Source organism: Methanolobus sp., assembly GCF_016278385.1.
GTDB lineage: Archaea > Halobacteriota > Methanosarcinia > Methanosarcinales > Methanosarcinaceae > Methanolobus.
Genome location: NZ_JADQBY010000002.1, coordinates 172968 through 187846 on the forward strand (window position 1 = coordinate 172968; position 14879 = coordinate 187846).

At 40.0% G+C, this 14879-nt stretch carries 12 protein-coding genes; 9 read left to right on the top strand and 3 right to left on the bottom strand.

Annotated elements, in window-relative coordinates:
- Positions 1-2: 2 nt before the first annotated feature.
- From QZZ23_RS01205 to QZZ23_RS01225, 5 genes are all read left to right on the top strand, one after another.
- Positions 3-236 (top strand): hypothetical protein, encoded by a 234-nt coding sequence (locus QZZ23_RS01205; protein WP_292466362.1) that lies wholly within the window; start codon positions 3-5, stop codon positions 234-236.
- A 78-nt stretch (positions 237-314) separates the two neighbouring features.
- Positions 315-719 carry a hypothetical protein gene (locus tag QZZ23_RS01210; RefSeq protein ID WP_292466363.1) on the top strand — a complete coding sequence of 135 codons (405 nt, stop codon included), beginning with the start codon at positions 315-317 and terminating at the stop codon, positions 717-719.
- Between the two features lie 613 nt (positions 720-1332).
- Positions 1333-1698, top strand: coding sequence for a response regulator (locus QZZ23_RS01215; protein WP_292466364.1), 366 nt, complete (start codon positions 1333-1335; stop codon positions 1696-1698).
- Positions 1699-1710: 12 nt separating this feature from the next.
- Complete coding sequence (locus QZZ23_RS01220) at positions 1711-3891, top strand: ATP-binding protein (protein ID WP_292466365.1); 2181 nt, start codon at positions 1711-1713, stop codon at positions 3889-3891.
- 50 nt (positions 3892-3941) lie between these two features.
- Positions 3942-6965, top strand: a complete 3024-nt coding sequence (locus QZZ23_RS01225) for a response regulator (protein WP_292466366.1) — start codon at positions 3942-3944, stop codon at positions 6963-6965.
- A 54-nt stretch (positions 6966-7019) separates the two neighbouring features.
- On the opposite strand, the gene QZZ23_RS01230 is transcribed toward QZZ23_RS01225, so the two are convergent.
- Both QZZ23_RS01230 and QZZ23_RS01235 read right to left on the bottom strand, forming a co-directional pair.
- Positions 7020-8003: a radical SAM protein gene (locus QZZ23_RS01230; protein ID WP_292466367.1), complete on the bottom strand. Its 984-nt coding sequence runs from the start codon at positions 8001-8003 to the stop codon at positions 7020-7022.
- Positions 8004-8063: 60 nt separating this feature from the next.
- Positions 8064-8924 (bottom strand): 4Fe-4S binding protein, encoded by an 861-nt coding sequence (locus QZZ23_RS01235; RefSeq protein WP_292466368.1) that lies wholly within the window; start codon positions 8922-8924, stop codon positions 8064-8066.
- Positions 8925-9174: 250 nt separating this feature from the next.
- Between QZZ23_RS01235 and QZZ23_RS01240 the strand changes: the two genes are divergently transcribed.
- Positions 9175-10335, top strand: coding sequence for a Coenzyme F420 hydrogenase/dehydrogenase, beta subunit C-terminal domain (locus QZZ23_RS01240; RefSeq protein WP_292466369.1), 1161 nt, complete (start codon positions 9175-9177; stop codon positions 10333-10335).
- A gap of 380 nt (positions 10336-10715) precedes the next feature.
- Positions 10716-11432, top strand: coding sequence for a class I SAM-dependent methyltransferase (locus QZZ23_RS01245; protein ID WP_292466436.1), 717 nt, complete (start codon positions 10716-10718; stop codon positions 11430-11432).
- A gap of 45 nt (positions 11433-11477) precedes the next feature.
- Here the strand turns inward: QZZ23_RS01245 and QZZ23_RS01250 are convergent, their stop codons facing one another.
- Positions 11478-12320: a TrmB family transcriptional regulator gene (locus tag QZZ23_RS01250; protein WP_292466370.1), complete on the bottom strand. Its 843-nt coding sequence runs from the start codon at positions 12318-12320 to the stop codon at positions 11478-11480.
- A 199-nt stretch (positions 12321-12519) separates the two neighbouring features.
- Here QZZ23_RS01250 and QZZ23_RS01255 point away from each other — a divergent pair, with 199 nt between their 5' ends.
- Positions 12520-13686 (top strand): S-layer protein, encoded by a 1167-nt coding sequence (locus QZZ23_RS01255; RefSeq protein ID WP_292466371.1) that lies wholly within the window; start codon positions 12520-12522, stop codon positions 13684-13686.
- Positions 13670-14878, top strand: coding sequence for an FtsX-like permease family protein (locus tag QZZ23_RS01260; protein ID WP_292466372.1), 1209 nt, complete (start codon positions 13670-13672; stop codon positions 14876-14878). Before QZZ23_RS01255 ends, QZZ23_RS01260 begins: the two co-directional genes overlap by 17 nt.
- Position 14879: the final 1 nt, after the last annotated feature.

The following is a 14879-nucleotide window of genomic DNA, read 5'->3' on the forward strand; positions in this document are numbered from 1 at the left end:
ACATGGATAATGTTTCAGGGAACAATACAGGAAAATACGCACTTATTGCAAGCATAGCTTCTTCACTAGTGCTTGTCATGATTTTTGCAGTGCTTTCTTTCATAGTGAACAGTTCCAGAACAATACCACTGTACAGTCAGGTGGACATCATTGCAGGCATGGTCTTTGTGTTCATTCTTAGTATGATAGTGTCAGCTTCGGTGTGGCCTGGGATTATTGAGAAAAGGGTGAAGTGATAGTATTGTAATAACTTGGGCCATACATTATAAGTTTATTAATATTGGTGACATGAAATGAATAATAGTCCGAAAACGATGCCTGAAGCTGAAGTTAGTCTTAATCTTGCACTATACCTTATTCTAAATGATTTTGTTACATCGAATGTAATGGTAGCCATCGATGGAGCACAAATTAAAACAGGCAATAATATTCACTTTCCAATTGAAGAGTTTATGGCAAAAAAGAATTGCAAAATGATTAAAAAACAAAATGATTGGAGAGGAACTTACAGAGTAGATAATGCTGCATATAACATTGAAGTTCATTCTACCCCAGGAAAAGGAGATGTTGTTGCTAAATTGATTAGTGGTGTTGATTTGCGCGTTGAAAGTAAAAAAGGACCTCTTACAAATAGTAAAAGTTCTAAAGAATATCCATTAATTAGAGAAGCAATTGGTCAACTTATACTATTGGAGAATATAATGACAACGATAAATTAGCGATTGCAATTCCAAATACACCAAAATTCAAAAGCCTTTCTGAAAAATGGAAAAAAGCATCCCTTATTCAAAAAAATAATATTTGTTTTTTATTAGTTGATAGAAATGGAAATGTAGAGAGAATTGAAGAGATATTGCATTAAATATCTCACAATTTTGGGCTCTGTAGAAATCCTATCAAAATCCATAGACTGGAAATCGGATAGTATGCCAACATCGTGTAACGTATTTGGCAATATTTTTAAGTTGTAGTATTGTCCAAACTTGTTGTACTCATAACTATAGACCTATCCGTGCAAATACATAACACTTTTTGTATGAAGCATTATATACTAATAGGGACATATAAATTATTCACATTAAAGACGATGCCCCTTCCAAATATTTATATTAAATAGACTTCGGTTTTTATTTCTGCTGGAAAACAATTAGGAATATTGCTCTGATGTGTTTCATTCTAGGGAGCTAAGTGAATGATATATCAAATCGTCTACGACAAAAGCAAGCAAACTCCTACATTAGTTAACAGTGTGAATGTGAAGATAGACACATATAAATACACGTACAAAATATAATATGTATGATATATAACTGTCGTTAGTAAGTGATCCCTATGACCAGAATATTAGTAGTCGAAGATAATTCCATGAATATGGAACTAGTGACATACCTTCTTCAATCAAATGGAATGGAGGTCACACAAGCTGTAGATGGGCCAGAGGCATTGGAAAGAATCAAGAACGATCTCTTTGACCTAGTATTACTGGATATCCAGTTGCCTGGAATAGACGGATTAGAAGTCCTGAAAAAGATTAAAGAAAATCCAGCTTTACAGCAAATGCCAGTTGTTGCTTTAACCGCACATTCCATGCAAGGTGATGAGCAGAATTTCATCAGAGCAGGTTGCTCAGGCTACATTTCAAAACCTATCGATGTATCTCTATTCATGATGGAAGTACGCTCTTTCATAACGATATAAGGGGAGTTCTTTATGCGAATATACCCTAAGACTCTGCTGACACTTGGAATTACATTCCTTTGTTTGTTTATCCTTTTGGCCGTTGCTACCGATCAGATCATTGGGAACAGTTATGGATCTCTGGAAGAAGATGATTTAGCAAAGAATGTCGAAAGGGCACAAAATGCAATCTGGGCTCAGGCATTAACTGCGGATATGACTGCAGCAAGTTTTGCAGTATGGGATGATACCTTTTACTTCCTGCAAGGATATGATGATTCCTATGTAGAAAGAAACATTGTTCCTGAAGGACTGGCCTCCATGCAAATCAATATGATGTTGTTCTATGACACTTCTAATGAGTTGTTCTATGGAATGGAAGCTGATTTAAACACTTATGAAGAAAAAGAGATATCTAATTCTTTACTGGAATACATAGGTTCAAACGAATTGCTTTTCTCTCATCCCACAAGTGATGATTTCATAACCGGTATACTAAACTCGCCGGAAGGTCCATTGCTTATTTCCTCCTGGCCCATTACAAAAACCTCTGGAGACGGTCCTATTGTGGGTACCCTTGTTGTTGTAAAAAATCTGGACTCTCCATGGATAGAGAACCTTGAAGAAGTGACCCAGTTAGATTTAAATTTAGGAGCCTTTAGTGAAACAAACCACTCATCCGGCATCAGCACTGCACCTTCGACTTTAGCAGAAACAGGTGACCTGAATATAACTTACTTGAGTGAAACATCTATTATGGGGTCCAGCATACTGAGTGATATCAATGGAAACCCTGCGTTAGTCTTAGATGTTGTGATGCCGAGGGATATTTACCAGCATGGTAGATCTTCAACCGAATTCATGATGTATGCACTCTTGATCATTGGGGTGGTTTTTGGCATTGTCCTGACATTTTCAATAGAAAGGTCTGTTCTGTCTCGTTTGACCTTATTAAGCCGTAACCTGACTGCCATCACTGATAGCAAGTCCATTTCTTCCCGTCTGGAGATTTCCGGGAATGATGAATTACATGATCTTTCAGTGACCATCAATGACATGTTGCAAGTTCTGGAAAATGAAGTAAAGGTCCGTGAAACTTTGAACTTATTGGAGTCCAGTCTGGAATCCATAAATGCCGGCGTTATGGTTGTAGATAGGGATTCGCGGCTGATCATGAATGACAAATTCATCAATATGTGGAATATTAATGTAGAATTAATATCCCAAAACGATGCTTCAAAAGTGTTGGAATATATAGCAAGTCAAACAGATATTACAGAAGGAACTACTGAACTGCTCGAAGAGCTGGAAAACTGTTCAAATGGATTCAGTATGACTTTGAACGTAAACAACAAGGCTGTTTATGACTGGTACGTAGGACCATTGAACCAGAATGAGAATATTGTGGGTACTATCTATTGCGTAAATGACATCACTAATATCAAAGAAGCAGAGCGAAGCCTTATCCTGGCCAAGGTTGCAGCAGAGACTGCAAATCGTGCCAAGAGCGATTTCCTCACAAACATGAGCCACGAACTTCGTACTCCCCTGAACTCTATCATAGGTTTCTCTGACCTAATGATAGGTGGCAGCGTTGGGGAACTGGCTGACATGCAGAAAAAATTCCTGGGTAATATCTCTACAAGTGGAAAACATCTGCTATCTATTATAAACAACGTGCTAGATATTTCCAAAATCGAAGCAGGTAAAATGGAGTTGAATTGTGAACCATTCGGTATATCAGGGGCCATTGATGAGGTCAAAAAGCTTGTATCTCCACTTGCAGATGAAAAAGAACTAACAATAGAGTTTGTCATGGATGAGCAACTTGAAAATATATGTGCTGACAGAGTAAAGTTCAAGCAGATTATGTTCAATCTTGCAAACAACGCCATCAAGTTCACTCCAAAAGGTGGAAAAGTCACAATTTCTGCACTAAGATTCCAGAATAAAGTGCAATTCACTGTAACGGATACAGGCATAGGGATCTCCGAAGAGAACAAGAGTAAGTTATTCCTGCCTTTCACACAGCTTGATTCAAACATAAACCGTCTTTATGAAGGAACAGGACTTGGCCTTTCCCTGGCGAAGCAATTTGTGGAAATGCATGACGGTAAGATCTGGTTTGAAAGTGAGTTGGGAAAAGGTACATCTTTCACCTTTGAGTTGCCTTTGAAAACTGAAACTGTTGTAGATGCAAAAAGGCCGATATGAACTTGCTGAACGGAAATGTATAAGAAATGATGACTAAAGGGGATTGATCTATGCGAATACGCAATAGAACACTGATGATTCTTGGAGCTATTTTTCTAGTCCTGTTTGCCATTTTGCTTGTATCCACCGAACAAATAATGGGAAGCAGTTTTGCTCGCCTGGAAGAAGATGAGGTTTCGAAGAATGTCGGAAGAGCGGTGGCAACACTAGACTATCGTATCGCCACCCTCACTAGCACAGCAAATGATTGGGGTCATTGGGATGATACTTACAATTTCGTGCTAGGAGAAAGTGACGACTACATCACTAACAATCTCGAGGCCTCTGTAATAGCAAACCTTCAGTTAAATATGATGCTATTCTATGATGCTTCGGGTCAACTATATTATGCAGAGGGGGCAGATATTGATAGTTATGAAGAACGAGATGTTTCGACTGCCTTGCTTGAATATCTGGCCACTCAAGAGTTATTATTTTCCAGACCATCCCACCCCGTTTATTTGAGTGGGATTATCGACACTCCCGAAGGACCTCTCCTACTTGCTACCAACCCTATCACTCCAAGTATAGATGATGAAGCCATAGTCGGAACCTTAATAATTGCGAGGTACCTGGATGCATCCTTAATTGAGGAACTTGAAGAAACAACCAGTTTATCTCTAGATACATGGAGTCTCAATGTTGGGGATACAGCATCAGATCCTGTAAAGTTGTCTTCAGTTTTAGAGGCCAATGGGACTTTGTACATCCATCATGCCAGCGAAACTTCTATTATAGGAACTACTGTATTGAATGATATTAATGGGAATCCTGCATTGGTTTTAGAAGCGGAAATGCCAAGAGGTATCCACCAGCAAGGTAAGGCTGCTATAAATTATGTAACTTTTATAATCCTGCTCATAGGAATCATATGTGGAATTGTAGTTGCGATATTATTGGAAAAATCAGTGTTATCAAAATTGTTCTTACTGAGCAACAATCTTACTCAGATAACTGACAGTGGATCACTTTCCTCTCGTGTAGAGCTGGAAGGTAATGATGAACTGAATGATCTCGCAGATAACATAAACTACATGCTAGAGGGACTTGAAACAAAGGAGATAGAGTCCCAACAGGTTGAAACAGAGAATAAACAAAGAATGGAAACTGTTCTATCTAGCATTATCTGCGGTACACTCCTCATAGATGCAGAAACTCATATAATAGTTGATGCAAATCCAACAGCTGTAGAAGTCATCGGCCTGCCTAAAAAAGAGATAGTGGGTAATGTCTGCCATGATTATATATGCCCGGTAAACACAGGAGAAGGTCTTTCTCATCATCACGGATCGACAATAAATAAGTCGGAAAGTATATTGATCAATGCATATGGAAATGAGATCCCGATACTTATATCCATTGTGCCAGTATCGCTTTTTGATAGAACATATCTGGTTGAGAGTTTTGTGGACATGACAAGGATAAAGGAAGCTGAACAAAACCTTTTCCAGGCCAAGATAACCGCGGAGATGGCCAATCGTGCCAAGAGCGAATTCCTTGCAAACATGAGCCATGAGCTACGCACACCCCTTAATTCAATAATAGGTTTCTCTGACCTGATGATTAGCGGCAGTGTCGGAGAACTGGGTGACAAGCATATAAAATTTTTGGGCAATATCTCCACAAGCGGAAAACATCTGTTGTCCCTCATAAACAATGTACTTGATGTTTCCAAGATAGAAGCAGGTAAAATGGAGTTGGACTATGAACTATTCGATGTATACACTACCATTGGTGAAGTAAAACAGTTAGTAGCTCCCCTTGCGGATAAGAGCGAGCTCAAACTGGAAATATTAAAGGACGAAAGCCTTGAAAAAATATATGTTGACAGACTAAAGTTCAAGCAGATCCTGTTCAACCTTGCAAGCAACGCCATCAAGTTCACTCCCATAGGTGGAAAAGTCATTATCACTGCAGTAAGGGTTCATGACAAAGCACAATTTAGTGTGAAAGATACGGGTATCGGTATATCCGAAGAGGACAGGAATAAGTTATTCCAACCCTTCGTGCAGCTTGAATCTACTACAACCCGTAGATACGAGGGGACCGGACTTGGACTTTCCCTTGTTAAAAAAATGGTGGAGATGCATGGCGGAAGTGTCTGGGTAGAAAGTGAATTGGGAAAAGGTACAACTTTTACTTTTGAATTACCTTTAGAACCTGCTTTAAACAGAGAGATTACTGCTAAGATAGTGGCTATTCCTGCTAAGGCATCAACTGAAAGCGTAGTGAATGTTACGGGATCCAGGATATGTGTTCCACAAATAATCGAACCATCCAATTCAAAGGGTGACGAACCCCTTATACTTGTGGTGGAGGATGACGATGCTTCCAGGGAATTGCTTGAAGCAACATTGGTATATGAAGGATATCGTGTGGCATCTGCAAAGAACGGAAAAGAGGCTCTTGAGCTTGCCAACGAGATGAAACCTTTTGCTATCACTCTGGATATCATGATGCCAGGCATGGATGGCTGGGATGTACTGAAGCATTTGAAAGAGAAAGAGCCAACCCATGAGATCCCTGTAATAATCACTTCCATGCTGGATGAAAGGGAACTGGGCATCATGTGGGGAGCGGTGGAACATTTCATCAAACCCATTCAAAAGAATGCATTACTTAATACACTGGATAAGGTGAAAGGAAATATCTCAAGATCATCGCTTAGTGTGTTGGTGGTGGATGATGAAGTAAATGCAGTGGAACTGTTAGCTGCGATGCTAGATAGTGAGGAGTTTGATGTGCTAACAGCTTATGGAGGTCAAGAGGCCATAGACATTGCATTTAAAAACCATCCTGACGTGATCGTACTGGACCTCATGATGCCAGAAATCAGCGGCTTTGATGTGATAAAATCGCTCAAGGCAAATCCGGATACCATTGATACTCCTATCATTATCTGTACTGCAAAAGATCTGGAACCAACTGACCTAGATGCACTTGATGGGAACGTTTCCCATATCATACACAAAGGTCTGTTCAATAGAGAGAAGCTTATTGGTTGTATAAAAGTTGTTCAAAAACAGGTTTTGTAGAAAATAAGTTTTCTACAGAGCCCAATTTTGCTCCAATATTATAACCGTTTAATGTTAGTCCTCTAAATCAACATGCGGATTAATATCGCATCCCGTACATGGCAGGCACATTGTATCAAAAGTGTCGGCACGCAGACAATACTCGTCCAGTTTTTCCTTCAGGAAACGGTTGAGATGCAGCAACCTTTCTGCTGATGGCCGCTCTATTGTTACTTCACCTTCACGCAAAGGATGTCTGGCAGCTGCCCTGAGAATTGGTACAACTCCTATGGATACGAGTTCTTCAATACCTTTCTCTGCAGATTCATCTGTTTCACCAAGACCGATTATGAAATTTGAGCAGACCTTATTCTTCCCGAAGATCTTGACACCTTGCCTTAGTGAATCAAGTAAGAATTCAAGGTCCTGATTAGGACAAACCTTTGCGTGAATCTCACGGTCCATGGTCTCAACATTGTATTTTAGCTCTCTTGCACCAGCTGCCTTGAGCCTGCGGGTGGAGTCTTCGGTCGGATATACGGAAACACCAATTGGCACATTGTATATCTCCCTGAGCCTGCGAATGAGTTCTTCAGCCCTTTCAACCTCGTCCTGTGCAGAGACTTCAACGCCTGATGTAATGGAAATTGCATTCATCCTGCCAGTATTATGGGCATCTTCGATCATCTTCAGCATCTGATCCATGCTCTTGACCTTGCCGCCAAGTTTTGGAACCGGGCAGAACTTACAATCATAAATGCATTTTTCACACATGGTTATGAACGCCTGATCAGGGCAGTGGATGAGTTCTTCTTCAATACTGCCTCTTGCAATCTCAACACCGTCCTTTCTTATCACAAGGTTCCCATTTTCCATTTCTGCATTTAAAGAAGATTCTTTTTTGACAGCAAGACGCACACGGTGCCCACCTGAATTGAAGAAGAAGGCCACATTTCCGGCCCCTGGACCGGCTGTGGGGATGGTCAGGTTATGGATTAGTGCAGGATCCATATTTACGGAACCTACTGAGATGAGTTGTGCTTTGGTTTCTGGTTTCATGAATTCTCCGATAACCAAAAGAATGGTCGGTTTTGGTAATCATAACTATATAGGCTATTTTTACCTGAGATACTTTATTGTTTCCCTAAACTGGTCTATACCGCAACGGTCGATGACATCACCCAGCCTTTCCCCTTCAAGGGCATTCTGGCGATAATAAGCAATGGTCTTTTCAAGTACATCAAACACAACTTCCTCGTCGTCAGTCTTAAGCAACTTCTGGCCCATGCGTGGCTTTTTACCAACCTTGCCTCCAACAAATACAGTGAATCCCTGTTCTTTTATTTGCATGGCATCTTTCCGACAGGCTGCAATGCATAAACCACAGGATACACACTTATTCATGTCCAGATATAAGCTGCCGTTCTCTATTGTTATGGCAGACATCCCACATGCTTTTTCACACTGCCTGCACATGACACAGTTTTCCTCAATAAATAGCGGTTCTAAAAAACCCATAATACCAAAATCATTTTCCTGAACTTTCAGACAGGATGCAGGACAGCCGGTTACCGCTATTTTGAATTTATATGGGACAGGTTTTGCAAAGTATATTTCATCTATTTTTTCACATATGCCCTGGCAGTCAATCAGACCGCGTTTACACACCCTGTCACCCTGGCATGCCACAACGGCCCTTATCTTCTTTCCTGATGCTCCGGGACCGATTCCTGCAGACATCATCTGTTCACTTGCGTCCCCTGCATTATCTAAATGAACGAACGGTATCTCAATTCCCTGACGTGATGTTATGTGAACATAACCTTTGCCATACCGGTCTGCAGCATCGGCTACCGCTCTGAGATAGTCGGATGTCACATTGCCACCTGCTGCATGCAGACGCATTGAGAAGTAGTCATCCTGTCTCTGGGAAAGGAAACCGTTGTCTTTGAGCAGGTCTTTATCTGTATTTTTTGCCATTTGGGTCACTTTCTGTTCCAGTTTATATGGAATTTACTTGAAACGCCTGTAAATAGTGAAGGAAGATGAAGGCTATAATATTACACGAGATATTGTAAAAGCGTTTTGGATAATATCAAATCAATACTAAAATACAATGAATAATCATTACCATGCGAACCTTCATCATTATTTAATTCAAATTTTGTTTTATACCATAAGAACAATATGACGCATCCTAAAAGGACATCCGTGATCCTGGGAGATTGAGATGCCTATTGATCCTATATGTAAAAAAATAGTCCCTGAGGACTCTCCGTGTAATACAGAATACGGAGGGAAAAAGTATCATTTTTGTTCAGATTGGTGCCAGGTTAAGTTCGAGCACCTCGAAAAAAGCGTAATACGAATGAAGAGATCGATCCCTGAAAAAGAGCGCATATCTTTTGGGAAACTAAGGAAGGATATAATAAAGCAAGGGATATGTACTCTCTGCGGAGCCTGTGCAGCATCATGCGAGTCCATTGCTATAAAAAATGATCAGCCCACACTTGTTGACAAGTGTACGGCATGTGGTGTTTGTTATAACCAGTGCCCTCGAACCATAACCACAGAAGAAGGACTGATCGGGAAACTGCGCAATGCTTACAGTGCACGTTCAGCACTCCCTGATATCAAGGGACAGGATGGCGGAGTTGTGACTGCAATGCTGTCCTATGCACTTGATGAAGGACTCATCGACTGTGCCATTGTCACCAAAAGATCGGAAGAAGAGCCGTGGAAACCTGTACCTATGATTGCACGAACATGCGAGGAATTGCTGGATTCCTCAGGCAGTATGTACAGCCACAGCATGACGATGAATGCCTTAATGAGTGCCATAAAACAGGGATGGAGAAGTATTGCTTTTGTGGGTCCAAGTTGTAATATCGATGCCGTCACCAAGATGCAAAAGAGTCCATACGGATTCTTGAATCTTTTCATGAGAGCAAATATTCTAAAGATGGGACTTTTCTGCATGGATACTTTCAATTTCGAAGGAATAAAGGAATTTGTAGAAAGTAAGAACATACGCCTGGAAGATGTTGAATCCATGAAAATACGCAAAGGTCAGTTCGAATTCCACACTCCTGAAGAACTTAAAGTCTATCCTCTCCATGAACTGGACATGTACAGGAGCAGTTCGTGTAAATTTTGCACGGATATGGCTGCTGAGAATGCCGATATTTCTTTTGGTGGCGTTGGTACACCACAGGGCTGGACTACGGTAATTGCCCGCTCCGGCCTGGGATACGAGCTGTATAATGAAGCTGTAGACAATGGTTACATAGATTCACACCTGCTGGAAGAAAAAGAGATGAAGGGTGCTCTTAATCTTGCGAAGATGAAGAAGATCCAGATGTATTCACTCAACCGTAGGCAAAATATTTGAGATTTTATGGCGGCCCTGATACTGCCAATCTATTTTTATTAATTATTGTAAAATACTGTTGTGCAAATGAGATAGCAGTTTCGTAGATTCCTTCTTTTCAAAATAGAACATTAATATTATCATTTCCCCTGTGCTTGATAAAATTAATGAAGATTGAACAATTCTGACACTTACAGTTACTTTTACATGCCTTGCAATTGTATTTATGACAGGGATGCTGAAAGGAAATATCAGAGAGTAGTGACACAAAAAAACCTACTTTTTTAAGCATCATCATCCAATATTCTATTATGACTTCCTATGACTACGTCCACGGTTATTCCGAAAGAGAATCTGTCCGCCTCTGTGAACAGGCAAACACGCTGTAAGATCTCCTGCACATCGATACAAAATACCCCGCAAGAAGCAAAGTTCTTGAAGCCGGTTGCGGCATCGGTGCACAGACGGTAATCCTCTCAAGGAACAACCCACAGGCACAGATAACGTCCATCGACATATCGGAGGACTCCCTGAACAAAGCAAAAGAACGTGCCGCAAAAGAGGGAGTCAAGAATGTGGAGTTCCGCGTGGAAAGCATCTTCGACCTCCCTTTTGAGAATGAGAGTTTCGACCACGTTTTCGTCTGTTTCGTACTCGAACACCTAAAGGAACCAGTTCAGGCCCTTGCTAACCTGCGCAGAGTGCTCAAAAAAGGAGGCAACATCACTGTCATCGAAGGCGACCACGGCTCATGTTTTTTCCACCCCGAAACAGAGGACGCAGTGAAAGCCTGGAACAGCCTTGTTGATGTTCAGGTAAGACTTGGTGGTAATTCACTCATTGGCAGGCAGGTTTATCCGCTAATCAAAAAAGCAGGCTTTACTGACATTACAGTCTCACCCCGCATGGTTTACAGCGATTCCAGCCGTCCTCACATGGAGGAAGGTTTTGTTAGAAGGACCATAATACCTATGGTTGAAGGTGTTAGAGAGTGTGCCATTGAGATGGGAATTATTGATGCGGAGTCTTTTGACAGAGGGATTGAGGATTTGCACAGGACGGCGGCGGAGTACGGGACTTTTAATTATATGTTCTTAAAGGGCGTGGGGAAGAAATAAAACAAGAAATAACAGTATAATGTTTCACACTTATTTTATTAAAATTTAATCTAAATCAGATATTTCTTTTGCTACTGACCACATCTCTTTAAATTTCACATGGAGCTCTTTTGACATTATCGGGTCATTTACCATGACCATACCAAATATTTTATCTGAATTGATCGGATCATTGATTTCCAATATAACCAGTTGTTTGTCGATCAATACAAATTTATGTAGAGTTTCCAAATACCGTATGTCGAGATGCTTAGAAATATTCTGCATTATTGATTCATTTCTTACTGACTCTTTCAATTGCATTAAAGAAGCAGATAGAACCGGATTTGGATCTATTATTTTAATTTTCACTTCTTTTTGCATCAAAGGAAGAAGAGTATCATTGAATATTGAAGGAAACATATCCTTAAATTGTTCAGATCCCATTGACTTGATCGTTCTTGGAACAACAACACATATTTCTTTTTTTGCCCCCCGATAAACCCGCCTAATCATTTTCATGACTTCTTCGTTTCCCATTGCAGCTGACCAAAATATATTTCCTTCTTTTACCTGGCTGCTATAGTGGGACAGGTTACCCTCAATAGTATCTATTGTCTCCCGAAATGTACCAAGTTCCCTATTTATTTCATGCTCTTTTCGAAGGTAATAATTTTCGAACGCAATATTTGCCTCTACTGCACGATATTTTTTTGGTCTTGAATGTTGGACTTCAATAAATCCCATATTATCCAGGTTTTCTAAAACAGCATATATCTTACCCATGGGGATTTTTGATAGTTTAGATAAATCAGTGGCTTCTATAAGTCCTTCCTTCAATGTGGTCAAATATGCAACGGATTCGTATTTGTTGAATCCAATATTCCTTAATAATTGCTCATTTTCCATAATTCAACCTACTCATGGTTTACTATAGAGTGAAATTGCTATATCTAAACAACCATATAGTTGTTTATATAGATAACGTAATCTTGTCCCATACTATGGGAATTACCAATGTCTTTACGAAAATAGGATCACACATCCCACAATAGAAAATCGATAACTCTAACTGGATTATGAAGCACAGTCATAAGAGGTATTCTTAATGAAACAAAATATGAAACACATTCGTATGTTTATGACAATTTTATTATTGACCTTTATCGGTACCTCAATGGTTTGTTCTGCAGGTGTCAATGGTATTGGAATAACTAGTATGGAAATCACACCTCAGCCAGCAGAACCAGGAAATGATCTTACTCTAAAAATAAGGGTCATCAACGAGGGCGTGGAGAGCATCGAAGACTTTTCATTGAAAATAGACGTGAAATATCCTTTTTACCTGAAGAGCGAAAGTAAGAATTTCGAGAACAAGAGAACATTGAACATTGGTTCATCTGTCGATAACACCTATTATTTGGCAATTGATCCCAATGCCGTCTCTGGAACTTATCCGGTGGAATTCGATGTTTACATCAATGACGTGATACTTAATCCATCTGATAACAATGTATACATACAGATCATAGGGAAACCAGATCTTACCATAAAAGCTGATACTATTGACAGAATAGCCCCTGGAGATACGTTCCCATTGCAACTATCAGTAAATAACATTGGCACCGGAATGGCGAAGAATATCAAGGTCAGTTCTGAATCGGAGAGTATTTTGATGCGTGGATCTAACATTGAACTTATCAGTAAGATAATGCCAGCGGAAACATCACAGATAGAATGTAATTTCATTGTGAAAAATGATCTGGAGCCTGATGCATACAAATTCCCTGTTAAACTTGAATATATCGATGAACAGGGAACCAGCTATGCATTGACCTACGACATTGGGCTAAATGTACTAAACCGGGCAGAGGTTGGCATCCAAAATATAAAGATCACACCTACGCCAATCACACCTCTGGATAAAGTTCACATTGCAGGTATTGTCGAAAATACAGGAAACGGTGACGCAAAACAAGTAGTTGTACAACTGATGACTGAAGAAGGAGATTACAAGTCTTTTATCGGCCAGCTTAAAACTGATGATGATGCACCTTTCTATTTAGATATTGATCCGGGATCTGCAGGTCAGAAAAACTTCAATCTCACCATAGCCTATATCGATGATTTTGGCTCACATAATGTAAATCAGACAATCCCAGTCCAGGTCACCAGACCAAAAAGCAACGTGCTCCTGGCCATTTTCGTGATCTTGGTTATAGCCGGATCCGCCTATATGATACTCAAAAAGAGGCAGGATGGAAATGGACAATAATGACCTCAAAGTAATGACCTTTTTAGCGTATAAGAACCTCACTAAAAGCAAAGTTACTTTCATGGTCATTGTTGCCGTAATGGCAATGAGCTTTCTTTCCATTACATTCTTTGCATCAATCATTGATGGTCTGGGTTACGAATTTGAGGAAGGGATGATAAGGGGACAAACCGGACACCTCATGATCGAACCCCAGGAAGATGAACTTTACATTTATGATTCAGCTAAACTTGTAAAGAACATCAGAAGAATTCCCGAGGTTGTGGGAGTAGCAAGGAGACAGGATGCAAGTGCAGTTGCCAGGCATGAAAATATAGAGATTGGAAACCCTGTTCTTTTCATAGAACCTGAAAATGAGAAACATGTTTCAGATTATTGGAATAGTGTCCTTGTGGGGGAGTATCTTTCCCAAAGAGATACCGAGGAGCTGCTAATTGGAGCAAATCTGGTAAAATCCTATGCCGAAGAAGGAGATACTCAAAAAAGGTTTGATGTAGATGTTGGGGATAGAATCACATTGAGTTTTAGCAATGGATTTGTAAAAGAGTACAAAATAAAAGGCATATACAAGACAGGATCACGCTTTGTCGACGACAAAATAATAATTAATTTTGATCAGTACCAAGCTATATTTAATTCTACAGATGATGTTGCATCTAACATTTTAATAGCACTTCCGGAAAGAGGTATGGAAGAATACTATACAAGAGAGATTATTGATCTTGGTGTCAGTGAACAGATCAACCAATGGCAGACAAAAATGGGAGCTGTCAATCAGTTTGTAGGGAGCCTTCAGATCACAAACCAGATAACTGGTACAATTGGACTTCTCACGGCTTTTGCAACGATATATATCATTATATTCATCAATGTCACAAACAAAAGAAAACAAATAGGAATACTCAAAGCAGTGGGAATCAAAAAACAAATAATCCTGGGATCATATGTCCTCCAGTCATTTGCTTATGGCATTACAGGAGTTATAATTGGAAATGTGGTAATGCAACTATTGCTATTGCTTCTGTCAATACACCCACTTAACATGCCAATTGGGCCAGTAATCCCTATTTTGACTACCGAGAGACTTATGGTGACCAGTGCAACGCTTATATTGGCATCAATAATAGCCGGTTTTTTCCCATCTAAAAAAGCGGCTGATGAGAACATACTGGATGCAATATTTGGAGGATGAG